Below are 17,486 nucleotides of genomic sequence, written 5' to 3'. Positions count from 1 at the left end.
CTGACGCTAACGATTACTCGCAGTCGCTGACCGGCGGCGTGGCGCTGGCGCCCACCGTGATCGTCGGCGAACTGTTGGCGGTGGTGGCGCCGGTGTAGAGCACGTAGCACTTGGCGGCCTTTTCCGTCTTGTTCAGGCTGGCTGGAACGATGGCGAACTGGTTGGCGGCCAGGGTTGGCTTGGTGTCGGTGCTGGACGAGGTCAGCACGACGTAGTCGGTGGTGGCCAGGCCGGCGGCGGCGGCCAGGGCTTCCGACTGGGTCTGGTTGGTCACGGCCGGGTAGCCCGAGGTGGTGTTCATCGTCACCGAGGTGCCTTCGACGTTGATGGTGGCCGAAGGCGCGCCCGGGGTCACCAGGAATTTACCGCGCGTCATGGCCGAGGTCGCGGCCAGCGAACCCTTGGCAGCGTTCAGGCTGGCCAGGCGCGCTTCGCCGCTCAGGCTGGCGAACTTCGGCAGCGCGGTCGCGGCCAGGATGCCCAGGATGACGATCACCACGATCAGTTCGATCAGGGTGAAACCGCCTTGCGACGCTTTGATGCTCTTGTTCATTACTTTTTCTCCGAAAATGTAGGGCGCGGAAGGGATTCCGCACTGTTGTTGAAGGCAACTGCCTGGTTGTTGACTTGGTCGCTCATTTGTTCAATGACCAGGCCAGTAGTGCCCTTGTAATGTCCACTTGCATCGGCCGGACCGGGCACGCGAAGCAATTTTACCTTGAAGGTCATCATTTTTTGTGTCTCTGCGGAAAAAGATTTCTCTGCGGCAGTCAAATAAACGATGGTTTTTGCAGCGCGGTCGAAGTACCAATTTCCCTTCGGAAGGTCGTCTTTGTTGGGAGAATAATATTCTCCGAGGTAGTTTTTGGGCTGTTGTTGCAACCATGTCATCGGATTTTGATGAGAAAGTTCCAACAAACCGGCCTCGCCCCTTGTCGAAATGACCTTGGCCGAGCGTACCGCCAGCGCTGTGCGCAGCGAACCGATGAGTTGTTTTGCCGCGACTTGCTCGCTTTCACCGCGGTAGCTGATGATGCTATTCAACAACAAACCGGCGAGCACGGCGGCGAGAATCGCACCCAGCGCCAGTTCCAGGCGGGTTGCCCCACGCTGCCGACGCGCTGCCAAGGTCGATAATGGTGTCGATATGCGCGTCATCAGCGATGCAGAGCCGCCTTGCCCAGGTCCCAGATCGGCAGGAAGATACCGAGCGCCATCACCAGCACCATCACGCCGAGGAAGGTGATCAGGATCGGCTCGATCTGGGCCGACAGGGTTTTCAGTTCGTAGTCGACTTCGCGCTCGTACATCAGCGCGATCTCGTCCATCAGGTCGTCGAGCGATCCGGTTTCCTCGCCGACGGCGATCATCTGCAGCACGATCGGGGTGAACACGTTGGCCGCGGTCGAGGTGCGCAAAATGCTTTCGCCGCGCTCGACGCCGTCGCGCATCTGCTCGATGCGCGCCGCCAGGTAGGCGTTGTCGGCGGTCTGCGCGACCACGGTCAGGGCCTGCACGACCGGCACGCCGCTCCTCATCGACAGCGCGAAGCTGCGGGCAAAGCGCGCCATCGTCCCCTTCAGCAGGATCTTGCCGGCGATCGGGAAGCGCAGCTTGCGCCGATCCCAGCTATAGCGCCCGGCCGCGGTGCCGAGCCAGGAGCGAAAGCCGACGACGGCAAGCACCGCGACGCCTGCCAGCAGCGTCCAGTAATCGACCGTGAAGCGCGAGGTCGCCATCAGGATGCGCGTCATCAGCGGCAGCGTGGCGTGAAAACTCTCGAACACCTTGGCGAACTGCGGGATCACGAACAGGTTGACCACCACCATGGCGATCACCATGGCGACGATCACGAAGGTCGGGTAGCGCAGCGCGGTTTTGACGCGCTCGCGCATGTCGCGGTCGAATTCGAGGTGGTCGAACAGGCGCAGGAAGACTTCTTCCAGGCGGCCCGTCATTTCGCCCACGCGCACCATCGACAGGTAGAAATTCGAGAAGCAGTGCGGATGACGGCGCATGGCGGCGGACAGTTCGCGCCCGGCGTCGAGCGACTCGCGCAAGTCCTTGATCACACGCGCAAAGGCGGGACTGGTGCTCGATTCCTGCAGGCCGGCCAGGCCGCGCATGATCGGCACGCCGGATTTCAGCAGCGTATGCATCTGGCGCGAAAACAGCTGCACGTCCATCGACGTGATTTTTTTCTCTCTCAGGCGGCGCCAGGTTTCGCCCAGGCCGGCGCTGCCGGCGGCGCCGGTGCTGGTAGTCCCGCGGCGGGTGGCGACGATATCGACCGGTGTTACACCCGTGCCGAACAGCTGGTCGGCAACGGCGCCTGCATCCGGCCCTTCCAGCACGCCCTGCATCAGTTCGCCGCGCGCGTTGCGGCCTTTATAGGCGAAGAATGGCATCAGTCGTCCACCTGGTTACTGATGCGCATGGCTTCGCCGATCGTGGTGCGGCCCTGCACCGCCAGCTGCACGCCGTGGCGGCGCAGCGTTTCGCCGCCCATCTCGCCCTGCGCGACTTTCAAAAAGTGCGCCGGGTCGGGGTGGTTGGCGGCGTCGGTGACGGCGCGCGTCATTTCCAGCAGCTCGTAGACGCCGGTGCGGCCGCGGTAGCCGGTGCCGTTGCAGTGCGAGCAGCCTTTGCCGTGGAAGAACTGGGCCTGCTCGACGAAATTGCCGAGTTCCGCGCGCAGCCAGGTCTGTTCCGGCGGCGTCGGCCGGTACGGGGTGGTGCAGCTTTCGCAGATCACGCGCACCAGGCGCTGGGCCAGCACCGCCTGCAGCGAGCCGCCCACCATGTAGCGCGGCACGCCCATGTCCATCAGGCGCAGGGGCGTACTGGCGGCATCGTTGGTGTGCAGGGTCGAGAGCACCAGGTGGCCCGTCATCGCGGCGCGCAGGCCGATCTGCGCGGTTTCCTGGTCGCGCATCTCGCCGACCAGCACGATGTCCGGGTCCTGGCGCAGCGCCGAGCGCAGCACGCGCGCGAACGACAGCTCGATCTTGTCGTTCACCTGCACCTGGTTGATGCCCTGCAGGCGGTATTCGACCGGGTCTTCCACCGTGATCAGCTTCTTTTCCACCGAGTTCAGTTCGGCCAGCGCGCTGTAGAGCGTGGTGGTCTTGCCGCTACCCGTGGGTCCGGTCACCAGCACCAGGCCGTTCGGGCGCCCGACGATCGCGCGGAAGCGTTCCAGCATCTTGCGCGGCATGCCGATCGATTCCAGGCGCAGCGTGTTGCCGGCCTGGTTCAGGAGTCGCATGACGACCGATTCGCCGAACTGGGTCGGCATGGTCGAGATACGCACGTCGATGCGCTGGTTCTTCACCTTCATGGCGAAGCGGCCATCCTGCGGCAGGCGCTTTTCCGAAATATCCAGGTCGGCCATCAGCTTCAGGCGCAGGGCGAGAGGCGTGGCGATCTTGATGTCGGCTTCGGTCTGCAGGTGCAGCACGCCGTCGATGCGGAAGCGGATCTGCAGGCGCCCTTCCTGCGGCTCGATGTGGATGTCCGAGGCACGCACCTGGGCCGCATCGTCGAACACCGACTGCAGCAGTTTCACCACCGGCGCTTCTTCCAGGCCCGGGTTGGCGGTCATGGCGCCGAAGTCGACGAAGGCGTCGCCGATGTCGGCCTCGACTTCCTTGGCGAAATCGGTGATCTCGCCGGTGCGGCGGTAGATGCGGTCGATCGCGTGCAGCACCTCGGTCTCGTTGACCACGGCCAGCTCGACGTTTTTCTTCAGCAGGCGCGCGATCTCGTCATAGGCGAACAGGTCGGTCGGATCGGACACGCCCACCAGCAAGGTGTCAGCCCGCTGTTCCAGCACCAGCGCGCGGAAGCGCCGCGCCGCCGTTTCCGGCAACAGGCGCACCAGGGCATCGCTGATGTTGTAGAACTTGAGGTTGATGTAGGGAATGTTCAGCTGGCGCGCCAGCGCACCCGAGATCTGCTCCTCGGTGACGAAGCCATTCTCGACGAAGACCCGCCCCAGTTTGCGGCCGGTCCGTTTCTGGTCGCTCAATGCCTGGTTCAGCTGTTCCTCGGACAACAGCTTTTGCTGCACCAGGATTTCCCCGAGCCTGACTTTTTCTGGCCTTGCCATACCACCCCTTCGCTTGCCTACAAAATGGGAAATCATTTTAAGGCAGAACGGGGGAATATTTACCAATGGAATTAGTTTTGTGGTGGAAACACCGCGCTCAGCAGTTGAAGGCGTGTAATATAGGCAAGATCCGTAGGGTGGGCGCCCCGTGCCCACGCGTAAATGTCGCAATGTGTTGGCTTCGTTTTATAAAAGACCCCGCCAACACGGTGCCGGCTTCACGCGTGGGCACAGGGTCCTGCGCGGCCCGGCCCACCCTACGTCCCTCCGATCCACGTTAGAGGACCACCATGCACGACCAACCCAGCGCCCGACGCCGCATTTTCCTGATGCGCCACGGCAGCGTCACCTACTTCGACGCCGCCGGCCGCCCCGTCCTGCCCGAGCAGGTCCCCCTCAACGAAACAGGCCGCGCCCAGGCCGATGCCGCCGGCAGCGCCTTTGCCGCCGCCGGCATTACCTTCGACCGCGTGATCGTCTCCGGCCTGCCGCGCACCGTGGAAACCGCCGCGCGCGTGCTGGCCGTTACACGGCAGGAGATTGAGCCGGAAACCTGGCCCGAACTGCACGAAATCCGCGGCGGCCGCCTCTCCAGCATTCCCCAGGACGAACTCAAGCGCGCCTTTACCGGCGTCTTCGAAGGCCTGGTCGCGCCCGAACAGCGCTTCCTTGGCGGCGAATCGGTGGGCGAGATGATGGACCGGGTGCATCCGGCGCTCGAGCGCCTGCGCGCCGACCCGGGCTGGGATACGGCCTTGCTGGTCCTGCACGGCGGCGTCAACTGCGCGATCCTGTCGCTGGCCCTCACCGGCCAGCGCCTGTTCCTCGGCGGCCTGGCGCAGGAGGCCGGCTGCATCAATGCGCTCGACGTGGGAAGCGATCCGCTCGACTGGGTGGTGCGCTTCGTGAACCACGTGCCGCCCTCCCCGCTGCAGCCCGATGCCCGTACGACGACCATGGAACAGCTGTTCAACCAGTACCGCCGGGCCAGCTAACGCCAGCAAAATAAATAGTACGACCGTTCATTTCATCGGCTAGAATCGACTGCAATCAGATTTGACAACAAACACAGGAGGAGACGCCAGTGTACGAAGAGATGATGGGAACCAAGCCGGTATCCGAGCGCCAGAAATTCGATGTCGAGGCGCTGGCGCGCTGGCTGCGGGCGAACGTGCCGGACTTCCCGGCCGGCCCCCTGGAGGTCGAACAATTCAAGGGCGGGCAATCGAACCCGACCTTCAAACTGCGCGCAGGCGACAAGCAATATGTCCTGCGCACCAAACCGGGCCCGGCGGCGAAACTGCTGCCTTCGGCGCACGCCATCGACCGCGAATTTCGCGTGATGAACGCCCTGCACGGCGCCGGCTTTCCGGTGCCGCGCCAGATCGCGCTGTGCACCGACGAAGCCGTCATCGGCCGCGCCTTTTTCCTGATGGATTTCGTCGAGGGCCGCGTGCTGTGGGAACAGTCGCTGCCCGGCATGGCCCCGAGCGAGCGCGGCGCCATCTACGACGAACTGAACCGCGTCATCGCCCAGCTGCACACGGTCGACTACGCCGCCATCGGCCTGCAGGATTACGGCAAGCCCGGCAATTACTTCGCGCGCCAGATCGAGCGCTGGACCAGGCAGTACCAGGCCTCCGCGACCGAACCGATCGAGGCGATGGACCGCCTGATCGAATGGCTGCCGCAAAACATTCCGCCCGGCGAAGACACGGCCATCGTGCATGGCGACTTCCGCCTCGATAACATCATCTTCCATCCGACCGAGCCGCGCATCCTCGCCGTGCTCGACTGGGAGCTGTCGACCCTGGGCCATCCGCTCGCCGACTTCAGTTACCACTGCATGAGCTGGTACATCCCGCCCGGCAAGTTCCGCGGCATCGGCGGCCTCGACCTGGCCGCGCTCGGCATTCCCGACCTGGACACCTATGTCGCGCGCTATTGCGAGCGCACCGGCAAGACGGTGCGGATGGAGGATTTCAATTTCTATCTTGCCTATAACATGTTCCGGCTGGCCGGCATCATGCAAGGCATCATGAAACGCTATGTCGACGGCACCGCCTCGAGCGCGCAGGCGCTGGAAAACGGCAAGGCCGCGCGCCCGATGGCCGAGATGGCCTGGCAATTCGCGACCCGCTTACGCTGAAGTGAAAGCTAAACAGAGAGAAAGAGAGAGACCATGGATTTCGATTACTCCGACCGCTGCAAGGAACTGCGCACGCGCCTGCTCGCCTTCATGGACGAGCACATCTACCCGAACGAAAAAGCCTATAAACAGGAAATCGACGCCAACGGCATGCTCGGCAACCGCTGGGTGCCGACCGAACTGATCGAGCGCCTGAAACCGCTGGCGCGCGAACAGGGCCTGTGGAACCTGTTCCTGCCGAAGTCGACGCGGGCGCCGGAGGGCCTGTCGAACCTCGACTACGCGCCGCTGTGCGAAATCATGGGCCGCGTCGGCTGGGCGCCGGAAGTGTTCAACTGTTCGGCGCCGGACACCGGCAACATGGAAACGCTGGAACGCTACGCCGCCGAAGAGCACAAACAGCGCTGGCTCGAACCGCTGCTGCGCGGCGAGATCCGCTCCGCCTTTGCCATGACCGAGCCGGACGTGGCCTCGTCGGATGCGACGAATATCGCGACAAGGATCGAACGCGATGGCGACGAGTACGTCATCAACGGCCACAAATGGTGGATCTCCGGCGCCGGCGACCCGCGCTGCCAGATCTATATCGTGATGGGCAAGACCGACCCGACCGCCGCGCGCCACCAGCAGCAATCGATGATCCTGGTGCCGGCCGACACGCCGGGCATCACGGTGAAGCGCCCGCTGCCGGTGTTCGGCTACGACGACGCGCCGCACGGCCACTGCGAGATCGTGTTCGAGAACGTGCGTGTGCCGGCGGCGAACATGCTGCTGGGCGAAGGGCGCGGCTTCGAGATCGCCCAGGGCCGCCTGGGGCCGGGCCGCATCCACCACTGCATGCGTGCGATCGGCGTGGCCGAACGGGCGCTGGAACTGATGGTCAAGCGCCTCGACTCGCGCGTCGCCTTCGGCAGGAAGATCAGCGAGCAAGGCGTCTGGCGCGAGCGCATCGCGGAGTCGCGCATCCGCATCGACACCGCGCGCCTGCTGACCTTGAAGGCGGCATGGATGATGGACACCGTCGGCAACAAGGTCGCGGCGGCCGAGATCGCGATGATCAAGGTGCTGGCGCCGAACGTGGCGCAGCAGGTACTCGACTGGGCGATCCAGGCCCACGGCGCCGGCGGCGTGTCGGACGACTTCCCGCTGGCTTCGCAATGGGCCGGCAACCGCACCCTGCGCCTGGCCGACGGCCCGGACGAGGTGCACCGCAACGCCATCGCCAAGGTCGAGCTGGCCAAGTATTCTTAATTAATCAGCATTACTTGTTGCTCTCAATCTACAGATAGCGGGGCGCCGGACAGCCGGGTCTAGGCCCGGCCCGGTCACTCGCGTACCATGGGCGCTGGCGGCGCATCCGCGCCGCGCCGACCTGGACCGCTCTTGCCACCGTCTCTGTCCTTATTCCGCCGCGACGCCCTCCCTTCGATCCGCTCGAAGCTGCTCACCCTGATCCTTGCCAGCGTGCTGCCGCTGCTGCTCGCGTACATCGCGTTCCTGGTCGATGCCGGCCGCCGCGAAGCGCTGCACGTGGCGCGCGACGCCGCCACCGTCACGCGCGCGCTGTCGGCCGCCCTCGACCGCGACCTCGACAGCCTGGAAACCGCCGCCCGCGTGGCCGCCGCCTGGCCGACGCTGGACCCGGGCTCGCTGGACGAATTCCACCGCCAGACGCGCGCCCTGCTGCGCCCCGATTTCGCCGCATTCGGCTTCGTCCTCTATGGCACCGACGGCAATGCGCTGCTCGACACCCGCCGTGCCTTCGGCAGTGCGCTGCCGGAGCGGCCCAACGCGCAGTCGGTCGAGGCCGTCCTGCAACGGGGCGACGCCAGCATCTCCAGCCTGTACCGGCCCGCCCCCGGGCAGCCCTTCGTGTTTTCCGCCGACGTGCCGGTCTGGCGCGGCGGCAAGGTGGCCTATGTACTCTCGAGCCAGGTGCGCCTGGCGCGCATTGCCGGCCTGCTGCACGCACAGCAGTTGCGGCCGGGCTGGGTTGCCGAAATCGTCGACCGGCGCGGTGTGATCGCCGCGCGCAGCGTCGACGCCGCGCTGTACGTCGGCGCGCCGGTGAACGGCGTGCTGGCCTCGGATGCCGCCTCGCGCCCGGAAGGCCTGGCCGACCTGCCGGCCGCGCCCGGCGACGAGCCGCGCCATGCTGCCTGGACGCGCTCGGACAAACACGGTTGGCTGGTCACCGTCAGCTATCCCGACGACGCCGCGCGCGAACTGCTGGGCGGCGCGCTGCCCGGCACCGTGGCCGCCTCGGCCAGCCTGCTTGCCCTCGGCCTGCTGCTGGCCTGGACCATCGGCGGCACCATCGGCCGCTCGGTACGCGGCCTGGTGGCGCCGGCCGCCGCGCTCGGCCGCGGCGAAGCCTTTCCCGCGGCGCCCGGCGCGCTCCGCGAGACGGCGCTGGTGGCGGCGACGCTGGCCGACCTCGATACCGAACTGCTGCGCTACCGCAGCGATCTCGAGGCGCGCGTGGCCGACCGCACCGCCGAACTCGAACGCTTGAACGTGCGCCTGGAAACCGTGTACGCCACCGCGCCGGTAGGCTTGTGCTTCGTCGACCAGCACCTGCGCTTCGTGATGATCAACGACTACCTGGCGGCGATCAACGCGGTGCCCGCGCTCGGCCACCTCGGGCGTACCCTGCCCGAACTGCTGGGCGAGGCCGGCGTCGCCATCGAGGAACCCTACCGGCGCGTGCGCGAAACGCGGCGCGCGCTGCGCGACCTCGAAATGGAAGGCGCGGTGCCGGCCGATCCCGGCGTGATGCGCCACTGGCTGTCGAGCTACTACCCGGTGTTCGGCGCGGAGGGCGAACTGGTCGGCATTAACGCGGTCGTGATCGACATCACCGAGCGCAAGCTGCTCGAACAGCAGAACCGCGACAACGAAGAGATGTTCCGCGCGCTGTTCGAAGCGTCCGGCGACGCCCAGGCCCTGCTCGCCTACAACGCCAGTTTTGTCAGCGCCAACCCGGCGGCGGCGCGCATGTTCGGCTGCGCCAGCGTCGAAGACGTGCTGATGCTCAGTCCCGCCAACGCCTCGCCGGAATTCCAGCCCAACGGGCGCCGCTCGGACGAGATGGCCACCGAACTGATGCGCCGCGCGCTCGACGAGGGCGACGTCCAGTTCGAGTGGGTGCACCAGCGCCGCGACGGCACCAACTTCCATGCCGACATCCGCCTGACCCGCGTCGACGTCGGCGGGCGCGGCATGATGCAGACGACGATCCGCGACATCACCGAACGGGTGGCGGCCGACGCCGCGCTGCGTGCCAGCGAAGCCCAGTTGCGCAGGCGCGAACGTTTCATCCGCACCGTCACCGACAACCTGCCGGCGCTGGTCGCCTACTGGGATGCCGACGAGCGCCTGCGCTTCGCCAACCGGCCGCTGCTCGACTGGCTCGGCGCCGCCGACGAAGCCGGCGTGCTCGGACGCCGCGCCGCCGACCTGATCCCGGCCGCGACGCTGGCGCAGCTGGAACCGTATGGGCGCGCCGTGCTGGCGGGGCGGCCGCAAAGCTTCGAGACGGCGCTGCACGACCGCGCGGGCGCGCCGGTGCACGTCTGGGGCAGCTACCTGCCCGACCTCGACAAGGCCGGCCGGGTGCGCGGCTTCTACGGGCTGCATGCCGACGTCTCGGCACTCAAGCTGACCGAGAGCCGCCTGGTCGAGGCCCTGCGCGAGGCCGAGCAGGCCAGCCGCGCGAAAAGCGAATTCCTCGGCAACATGAGCCATGAAATCCGCACGCCGATGAACGCCATCATGGGCCTGGCGCGCCTGCTCGAAGACGCGCCGCTGCCGGCGCGCGAGCGCGCCCACGCGGCCCACATCCGCAACGCCTCGGCCTCGCTGCTGGGCATCCTCAGCGGCCTGCTCGACTATGCGCGCGCCGACGCAGGCCAGCTGGTGCTGGAACAGCGCCCGTTCGAGCTCGACGCGAGCTTGCGCAGCATCGCCCTGCTGAGCGCGCCCGGCGCGCGCGCCAAGGGCCTGGAGACGGTGTTCGCCGTCGCCCCCGGCGTGCCGCGCAGCCTGCGCGGCGACCCGACCCGGCTCGAACAGGTGCTGCTGAACCTGGTGGGGAATGCCGTCAAGTTCACGGAAGCGGGCGAGGTCGTGCTGTCGGTCGACGTCGCCGCGCGCCAGTCGTGGCCCGAGTCGGGAGAGGTGCGGCTGCGCTTTGCCGTGCGCGACAGCGGCATCGGCATCGCCGCCGCCGACCAGGCGCGCCTGTTCGAGCCCTTCGCGCAGGGCGACGGCGCCGATGGCGGCAAGGCCGGCGGCATCGGCCTGGGCCTGTCGATCGCACGGCGCCTGGTCGCGCTGATGGGCGGCACGCTGGCGGTCGAGAGCCGGCCGGGTGCGGGATCGACCTTCACCTTCGAAGCCGACTTCGGCGAAGCGGATGGACCCGCCCTGCCCGCGCCGGCGCGCGCTGCTCTGGCCGCCAGCCTGGCCGGCCTGCACGTGCTGGTGGTCGAAGACAACGCCATCAACCAGGAAGTGGCGACCCACGTGCTGGCGCATTCGGGCGCGCGCGTGGCGGTCGCCGCCGACGGCCGCGCCGCGCTCGCCATGCTGGGCGCGCCCGATGCCGCCTTCGACGCTGTCCTGATGGACTTGCAGATGCCGGTGATGGACGGCTACGAGGCCGCCAGGGCCATCCGCGCGCTCGGCCTGGCGGACTTGCCGATCGTCGCGATGAGCGCCAACACGCAGCAGGAAGACCGCCGCCGCGCATTCGATGCCGGCATGGACGAGCACCTGCCCAAGCCGGTCGACGTCGACGCGCTGGTGGCGACACTGGCGCGGCTGACCGGGCGCGCCCTGCCCGCACCCGCCGTCGTCGCTCCGGTGCCTTCGCACGCGCAACTGCCCGGCATCGACCTGGCCGCCGTGCTGCCGCGCTTCCGTGGCGACCTCGATGCCGTGCACGCCGTCCTCGCGCGTTTCGTCGGCGGCGCCGGCGCCACGCTGGCGACGCTGCGCGGCCAACTGGAGAGCGGCGACCGCGCGGGCGCGCTGGCCGAGGCGCACCGGTTGCGCGGCGTCGCCGCCAACCTGGGCGCCGCCTGCCTGGCAGCGAACACCCTCGCGCTGGAAACCGCCTTGCGCGCGGGCGACGACCCGCACGCCGCGGCGCAGATGGCGATGATCGAGACATCGTTCGCGACGCTGCAAGCGGGGGTGGACGGCTACCATCCGCCTGCCGCGGCCGTGGAGGCCGCGCCCATCGGTGCGGAGGCGTTGGCACAACTCTTCGAATTACTCCAGAATAACAATATGAAGGCATTGGCGCTCCATGCGACACTGGCGCCTGGCCTGGCCGCGCTGGCCGGTCCGGAGCGCGCGGCGCAACTGGCCGAGGCCGTCGGCACGCTGCGCTTCGACGCGGCGGCAGCCATCGTCGGCGCATTACTCGAACAAAAAGGAAACGCATGAGCTGGACCGAGCTGGCGCTGAACGGGCGCATCCTGGTCGTCGACGACGCCATGGAAAACATCCAGATCCTGCACGGCGCGCTGCAGGACGAGCACGAACTGCTGTTCGCCCTCGACGGCGCGAAAGCGCTCGCGCTCGCGCAGGGCCAGCGCCCCGACCTGATCCTGCTCGACGCCGTCATGCCCGGCATGGATGGCTACGCCGTCCTGCAAGCCCTGCGCGCCCTGCCGGAAACGGCCGACACCCCGGTCATTTTCGTTACCGCCCTGTCCTCGCCCGAAGACGAAACCCGCGCGCTCGACGCCGGCGCCGCCGACTTCATCAGCAAGCCGGTGAACGCCGCGGTGGTGCGGGCGCGCGTGCGCACCCAGTTGACGGTGAAACGCCAGGCCGACGCGCTGCGCGCGCTGACGCTCACCGACAGCCTGACCGGCGTGGCCAACCGGCGCGCCTTCAGCGAGCGCATCGCCAACGAATGGCGCCGCACGGGGCGCGCCGGGCTGCCGCTGTCGCTGATCCTGGCCGACGTCGACCATTTCAAGATGTACAACGACCACTACGGCCACCAGGACGGCGACGCCGCCCTCGCCGAGGTGGCGCGCGCCATGTGCCGCGCCGCCAACCGCGCCCAGGACCTGGTGGCGCGCTACGGCGGCGAGGAATTCGCGATCCTGCTGCCCGAGACCGACGCCGCCGGCGCCGCCTGCGTGGCCCAGCGCGTGCTCGACGAACTGGCCGCGCTCGGCATCGCCCATGCCGTCTCGCCGACCGGCGCGCTGCTCACCGCCAGCATGGGCATCGCCGCACTGGTCCCGGACCGCCTCGACACGGGCGCCGCCCTGATCCGCGCGGCCGATGCGGCGCTGTACCAGGCCAAGGCGGATGGGCGTAACCGCTATTGCATGGCGGCGGGATGAGAGAAGGAAAGCGCAGACTCGTGAGGTGGGCGGCTCTACCCTAGCGCTTGTTTTCCCGCTGCCGGGATGCCGCCCACGCGTCCAACCGCACTCTGAAACTTCGCGACGAATCTCCGGCCGGTTGAACGCGTGGGCGGCGCAAGTGCTTTTAACCTGCACACTGAACAGGTCGAGCCGCCCACCTTACGGGTCTGCATCCTGTGATTCGTGAAAAATATCACAGAAAACCAAATCATATATTGGACATATCGTTGCCTGACGAGCATGCTGTCGCTTCGACTCACTCGCCGCGCCAGAACCCGCCATGCCGACTTACCGCTCCCACACCACCACCCAGGGCCGCAACATGGCCGGCGCGCGCGCGCTCTGGCGCGCCACCGGCATGAAGGACGGCGACTTCGACAAGCCGATCATCGCCGTCGTCAATTCCTTCACCCAGTTCGTGCCCGGCCACGTGCACCTGAAGGACCTGGGCCAGCTCGTCGCGCGCGAGATCGAGGCCTCCGGCGGCGTCGCCAAGGAATTCAACACCATCGCGGTCGACGACGGCATCGCCATGGGCCACGGCGGCATGCTGTATTCGCTGCCCTCGCGCGACCTGATCGCCGACTCGGTCGAATACATGGTCAACGCCCACTGCGCCGACGCCATGGTCTGCATCTCGAACTGCGACAAGATCACGCCCGGCATGCTGATGGCGGCGATGCGCCTGAACATCCCGACCGTATTCGTCTCCGGCGGCCCGATGGAAGCGGGCAAGGTGGTGAAAGTCGTCAACAACGAACGCAAGGTGATCAAGCTCGACCTGGTCGACGCCATGATCAAGGCCGGCGATTCGACGGTGTCCGACGCCGACGTGGCCGAGATCGAGCGCTCGGCCTGCCCGACCTGCGGCTCCTGTTCGGGCATGTTCACGGCCAATTCGATGAACTGCCTGACCGAGGCGCTCGGCCTGTCCCTGCCCGGCAACGGCACCATCGTCGCCACCCACAGCGACCGCAAGGAGCTGTTCCTGAACGCCGGCCGCCTGATCGTCGACATCGCCCGCCGTCACTACGAAGGCGACGATTACAGCGTGCTGCCGCGCTCGATCGCCACCAAGGCGGCCTTCGAGAACGCGATGGCGCTCGACGTCTCGATGGGCGGCTCGACCAACACCGTGCTGCACCTCTTGGCCGCCGCCCACGAAGCCGAGGTTCCATTCACGATGGCCGACATCGACCGCATCTCGCGCCAGGTGCCCTGCCTGTGCAAGGTGGCGCCGATGACCGACAAATACCACATCGAAGACGTGCACCGCGCCGGCGGCATCGTCTCCATTTTGGGCGAACTGGCGCGCGCCGGCCTGCTCGATACTTCGCTCCCCACGGTACACAGCCCGACGCTGGGCGACGCCATCGCCAAGTACGACATCCGCGTCAGCGACGACCGTTCGGTACACCAGCTGTTTCGCGCCGCGCCCGGCGGCGTGCCGACCCAGGTCGCGTTCTCGCAGTCAGAACGCTTCGCCACGAACGACATCGACCGCAGCCTCGGCTGCATCCGCGACCGCGCCCACGCCTATTCGCAGGATGGCGGGCTGGCGGTCCTGTACGGGAACATCGCCGAGAAGGGCTGCATCGTCAAAACGGCCGGCGTCGACGAAAGCATCCTGAAATTTTCCGGCAAGGCGCGCGTGTTCGAAAGCCAGGACGCGGCGGTGGAAGCGATCCTTGGCGACCAGGTAGCTGCCGGCGACGTCGTCATCATCCGCTACGAAGGCCCGAAAGGCGGCCCCGGCATGCAGGAAATGCTGTACCCGACCTCGTACATCAAGTCGAAGGGACTCGGCAAGACCTGCGCCCTGTTCACCGACGGCCGTTTCTCGGGCGGCTCCTCGGGCCTGGTGATCGGCCACGCCTCGCCGGAAGCGGCCGAAGGCGGCGCCATCGGCCTGGTCGAAGAAGGCGACGTCATCGACATCGACATCCCGGCGCGCACGATCGACCTGCGTGTGTCGCCCGCCGACCTGGCCGCGCGCCGCGCCGCAATGGAAGCGCGCGGCCCCGACGCCTGGCAGCCGCTGGGGCGCGAACGTTACGTGTCGCAGGCGCTGCAGGCGTATGCGGCACTGACCACTTCGGCCGACCGCGGCGCGGTGCGCGACCTGGCGCAACTGCGGCGCAAATGAGGCGCCGGGCGCCGGGGATTCGGGTCTTGTAGCGGCCATACGCCGCAAGACCACCGGCACCTTGCCGCGCCCGACGACGGCAGCCGCGCCGATCATGCGTCATTGTTGACCAGCCTGATCGGGCTGCGACGCCCGGGCGGTGTAGCCAAGCCTGATGCGTTCCCGAAGCGTACGCTTGGTCGGCATGCAGCTTACCTGGCCGTTTGCGGGCATGGCCCATCGATCCTTTCACTGCCGGGATGGGGTCTACCAGCGGGACGTGTCAACGCGAGTCGCGTACCTGCGCGCCCGAGATCTGGATTATGAATGGAAGCCGGCGCTGATTCACTAGCAAATGACGAACATCGACGCCATGCTGGCGACCGGACTGAGCCAGCGCACGTCCGCTATCGACCCAAGCGGACCTTCGTCGCATTCACTTTTCCATTCGTCGGAACACCGCTACCTCGTCAATTTCATGCTTGATCAAGGCCGGATAATCACGGCGTTCAAGCTTGAAACAGACTGCCACCTGAGATGGGAAATCGGCGATTACTTCCGTTTCTGCCTCGGACATCGCCTCGGCATCGTCGTCATTGATCTCGCCGTGGAAGACAGTGCGAACATGGATTTCATCCTTAGTCCACCGGCACGCGATTGCGCGTACCCCGGTCCCGATGTGCCCAGGAAGTGCGCGCTGCAAACTGAGCAGTACGCGGACCCGCATATCGGTGGATGTCATCGAATGTTCCTTACCAGGTGCTGCGATTGCTCAGGTCGTGGAAGTCCGCTGTTGGCCGATACCGGGCTTATACGACGACGCCCACTGGCGCAAAAAGCTCAAGCCGCCGCAGCTGGTCGCCCCTGCAGTTCCTTGTTCACTTGGGTAACCAGGAACGCGGCCACGATCGTGGTACCGACGACCACATAGCCGACATGGGGAAAGCCTTGCAGCTTGCCATCTGCGCTGGTGCTGACGAGGTGACCGGCGACGATTGCGGCGAGGCCGCCAGATAATTGTTGCAGCGACGAGCTGATTGCATTGAACGAACCTCGCATGTGCTGCTCCGGGACCGAGGCCGCCAGCGCCTGGTAAGGAATCATGCGGGAGAAGATACCGAGGAACATGATGACGTTAACGACGATGATGACCGGCAACGACACCACTGGAAGGTGCGTGTATGTCAGTACCATGAAGATTGTGACCACGGTGCCGAAATAGAACACCGGCATCTTGCCGAATCTATCGGCCAGCTTCCCGATCAACGGCCCCACAAAAATCGTACACAATCCCGTTATTAAATAAATCGTCGGCAGATGTTCGAGGCCAATGCCAAGGTTGTTGACGGTAAAAACACTACTGAATGGCATCAACATAAAGCCGCCGGTCGCCAGCAAACACGTAGTTGCCAGCGCAGGCAGGTGGCGCCGATCGGTCACGGTGGCGATCAGGTGTTGTAATGCGTTCGAGCGGACCTGCAGTTTCAGGTGCGCGTCGACCGGCTGCAGGCGCCAGGCCAGCACCACACCGCCGATGGCGCCGATGCCGACGATGAGGAAGAACGGAGCATGCCAGTTGAAGTGGTTTGACAAGTACAGCGCCACCGGGATGCCCATCACCTGGCTGGCGGCGAACGCGGTCTGGATGATGCCCATCACGCGGCCACGCAAATTTGGCGCGAACAGGTCGGTGGCAATGGCCAGCAGCACAGAGCCGATCACTCCGCCGAAGATGCCGGTGACGATGCGCGCTGCCAGCATTGCTTCGAATGAGCGCGCCAGGCCACACCATAGCGTGCCGCAGATAAAACCAGTATAGAAGAACAACAGCAATTTCTTGCGGTCGAAGCGGTCGGCAAAGCCTGCTGCCAGCAAGCCGGACAGGCCAGCACTGAACGCATATGCCGACACGACGATACCGAAGCGCGCCGGCGAAATGCCAAGTGACGGCATGATCACGGCGCCGAGCGGTGACATCACCATGAAGTCAAGGATGACCGCGAACTGCAGAAAGGCAAGGAGGCCGGCCACGAATTTCTGGTAGCCGGTAAAAGGCACGGTGACAGATTGATCGGTTTTCTTATCGAGAGCTGGCATGAAGTTCCTGGTTGACGTTGACGCCCCGTGTTGCGACACGGGATCTATGCCGCAATATATTGAAATTCGGCCTTCCGCTAATTTGCTCTTGTACCGTGCGGACATAAAGACTCACGTCCCGCCTCATGAAAGCGGCATCTGCGCCGAATTGGTGATGCAAACGCGGCAGTCAACAGGTGCCCGGTGCGATCGTCCACGACTGGCTTGTGGCCAATCTTGTCCATTAAGCTCAGCATAGCGGGTGAGGAACGAAAAGTCGCGCCTTTATACTCAGGATGTAATCGACGCTAAGCGGACAATCGAAAGAGCTGCGCCCGACAGCTGCCCGCCCACCAAGTTCTGCGCTGACATACCCTAACGACCGCTTTGGGCGATAGCATACGTATTGTCGCGTCCGCTTACGACCCAGGCTGTGTAAAAACTCAAAACGAGAAGCTCAGAGCTAGATTGGACGGCCAAGGCAAATTCTGGAACATAAACGAGTATTCCAGGGCTTGTAACGCTGTTTAGGCATTTTCGGCAAGGCTAGCAATGAAAACGCTTCAAGCAGCCCTCGCAGTGTCGGAAAATGGGCGCACGCCTTGATTGCCGCCAGCATTCCCGGAATGC

At 65.8% G+C, this 17,486-nt stretch carries 12 protein-coding genes; 6 read left to right on the top strand and 6 right to left on the bottom strand.

The annotated features are described in order from the left end of the window. Positions 1-13: 13 nt before the first annotated feature. From AC56LG_RS15260 to AC56LG_RS15245, 4 genes are read right to left on the bottom strand one after another with little or no spacing between them, the layout of a single operon-like run. On the bottom strand, positions 14-553 hold the full coding sequence (locus tag AC56LG_RS15260) for a type II secretion system protein (RefSeq protein WP_497166917.1): 540 nt from the start codon (positions 551-553) through the stop codon (positions 14-16). Then, positions 553-1,158 carry a hypothetical protein gene (locus tag AC56LG_RS15255; protein ID WP_497166916.1) on the bottom strand — a complete coding sequence of 202 codons (606 nt, stop codon included), beginning with the start codon at positions 1,156-1,158 and terminating at the stop codon, positions 553-555. The genes AC56LG_RS15260 and AC56LG_RS15255 overlap by 1 nt, the downstream gene beginning before the upstream one ends. Beyond that, the gene (locus AC56LG_RS15250; RefSeq protein ID WP_497166915.1) at positions 1,158-2,408 is read right to left on the bottom strand and encodes a type II secretion system F family protein; all 1,251 of its coding nucleotides are present in this window, start codon (positions 2,406-2,408) and stop codon (positions 1,158-1,160) included. The genes AC56LG_RS15255 and AC56LG_RS15250 overlap by 1 nt, the downstream gene beginning before the upstream one ends. Further along, a complete protein-coding gene (locus AC56LG_RS15245) occupies positions 2,408-4,111 on the bottom strand; it encodes a GspE/PulE family protein (RefSeq protein ID WP_497166914.1) in 1,704 nt (567 codons plus the stop codon). The genes AC56LG_RS15250 and AC56LG_RS15245 overlap by 1 nt, the downstream gene beginning before the upstream one ends. 290 nt (positions 4,112-4,401) lie before the next feature. On the opposite strand from AC56LG_RS15245, the gene AC56LG_RS15240 reads away from it, so the two are divergent. The 6 genes from AC56LG_RS15240 (at position 4,402) to ilvD (ending at position 14,801) form a co-directional block, all read left to right on the top strand. Next, positions 4,402-5,106, top strand: a complete 705-nt coding sequence (locus AC56LG_RS15240; protein ID WP_497166913.1) for a histidine phosphatase family protein — start codon at positions 4,402-4,404, stop codon at positions 5,104-5,106. Between the two features lie 104 nt (positions 5,107-5,210). After that, the gene (locus AC56LG_RS15235; protein ID WP_497167373.1) at positions 5,211-6,260 is read left to right on the top strand and encodes a phosphotransferase; all 1,050 of its coding nucleotides are present in this window, start codon (positions 5,211-5,213) and stop codon (positions 6,258-6,260) included. 33 nt (positions 6,261-6,293) lie between these two features. Then, positions 6,294-7,511, top strand: coding sequence for an acyl-CoA dehydrogenase family protein (locus AC56LG_RS15230; RefSeq protein ID WP_497166912.1), 1,218 nt, complete (start codon positions 6,294-6,296; stop codon positions 7,509-7,511). 132 nt (positions 7,512-7,643) lie between these two features. Continuing rightward, entirely contained in the window at positions 7,644-11,714 is a 4,071-nt protein-coding gene (locus AC56LG_RS15225) for a PAS domain-containing protein (protein WP_497166911.1), read from the top strand. Beyond that, positions 11,711-12,631, top strand: a complete 921-nt coding sequence (locus AC56LG_RS15220; RefSeq protein ID WP_497166910.1) for a diguanylate cyclase — start codon at positions 11,711-11,713, stop codon at positions 12,629-12,631. Before AC56LG_RS15225 ends, AC56LG_RS15220 begins: the two co-directional genes overlap by 4 nt. Positions 12,632-12,935: 304 nt before the next feature. Continuing rightward, positions 12,936-14,801: a dihydroxy-acid dehydratase gene (gene ilvD, locus AC56LG_RS15215; RefSeq protein WP_497166909.1), complete on the top strand. Its 1,866-nt coding sequence runs from the start codon at positions 12,936-12,938 to the stop codon at positions 14,799-14,801. Between the two features lie 415 nt (positions 14,802-15,216). Here ilvD and AC56LG_RS15210 read toward each other — a convergent pair whose 3' ends face one another. Beyond that, positions 15,217-15,522: a MafI2 family immunity protein gene (locus tag AC56LG_RS15210; RefSeq protein WP_497166908.1), complete on the bottom strand. Its 306-nt coding sequence runs from the start codon at positions 15,520-15,522 to the stop codon at positions 15,217-15,219. Positions 15,523-15,620: 98 nt separating this feature from the next. After that, positions 15,621-16,877, bottom strand: a complete 1,257-nt coding sequence (locus AC56LG_RS15205; protein WP_497166907.1) for an MFS transporter — start codon at positions 16,875-16,877, stop codon at positions 15,621-15,623. Between the last annotated feature and the right edge of the window lie 609 nt (positions 16,878-17,486).

It is taken from the genome of Telluria sp. ZB2R32, from assembly GCF_059685715.1.
The sequence above is the reverse complement of the archived record's forward strand: the minus strand, read 5'-3'. Positions and strand labels throughout refer to the sequence as shown.

Bases quoted from the DNA above. Each gene is read 5' to 3' on its own strand.
- AC56LG_RS15260 (WP_497166917.1), bottom strand. From the start codon at position 553: ATGAACAAGAGCATCAAAGCGTCGCAAGGCGGTTTCACCCTGATCGAA.
- AC56LG_RS15255 (WP_497166916.1), bottom strand. From the start codon at position 1,158: ATGACGCGCATATCGACACCATTATCGACCTTGGCAGCGCGTCGGCAG.
- AC56LG_RS15250 (WP_497166915.1), bottom strand. From the start codon at position 2,408: ATGCCATTCTTCGCCTATAAAGGCCGCAACGCGCGCGGCGAACTGATG.
- AC56LG_RS15245 (WP_497166914.1), bottom strand. From the start codon at position 4,111: ATGGCAAGGCCAGAAAAAGTCAGGCTCGGGGAAATCCTGGTGCAGCAA.
- AC56LG_RS15240 (WP_497166913.1), top strand. From the start codon at position 4,402: ATGCACGACCAACCCAGCGCCCGACGCCGCATTTTCCTGATGCGCCAC.
- AC56LG_RS15235 (WP_497167373.1), top strand. From the start codon at position 5,211: ATGGGAACCAAGCCGGTATCCGAGCGCCAGAAATTCGATGTCGAGGCG.
- AC56LG_RS15230 (WP_497166912.1), top strand. From the start codon at position 6,294: ATGGATTTCGATTACTCCGACCGCTGCAAGGAACTGCGCACGCGCCTG.
- AC56LG_RS15220 (WP_497166910.1), top strand. From the start codon at position 11,711: ATGAGCTGGACCGAGCTGGCGCTGAACGGGCGCATCCTGGTCGTCGAC.
- ilvD (WP_497166909.1), top strand. From the start codon at position 12,936: ATGCCGACTTACCGCTCCCACACCACCACCCAGGGCCGCAACATGGCC.
- AC56LG_RS15210 (WP_497166908.1), bottom strand. From the start codon at position 15,522: ATGACATCCACCGATATGCGGGTCCGCGTACTGCTCAGTTTGCAGCGC.
- AC56LG_RS15205 (WP_497166907.1), bottom strand. From the start codon at position 16,877: ATGCCAGCTCTCGATAAGAAAACCGATCAATCTGTCACCGTGCCTTTT.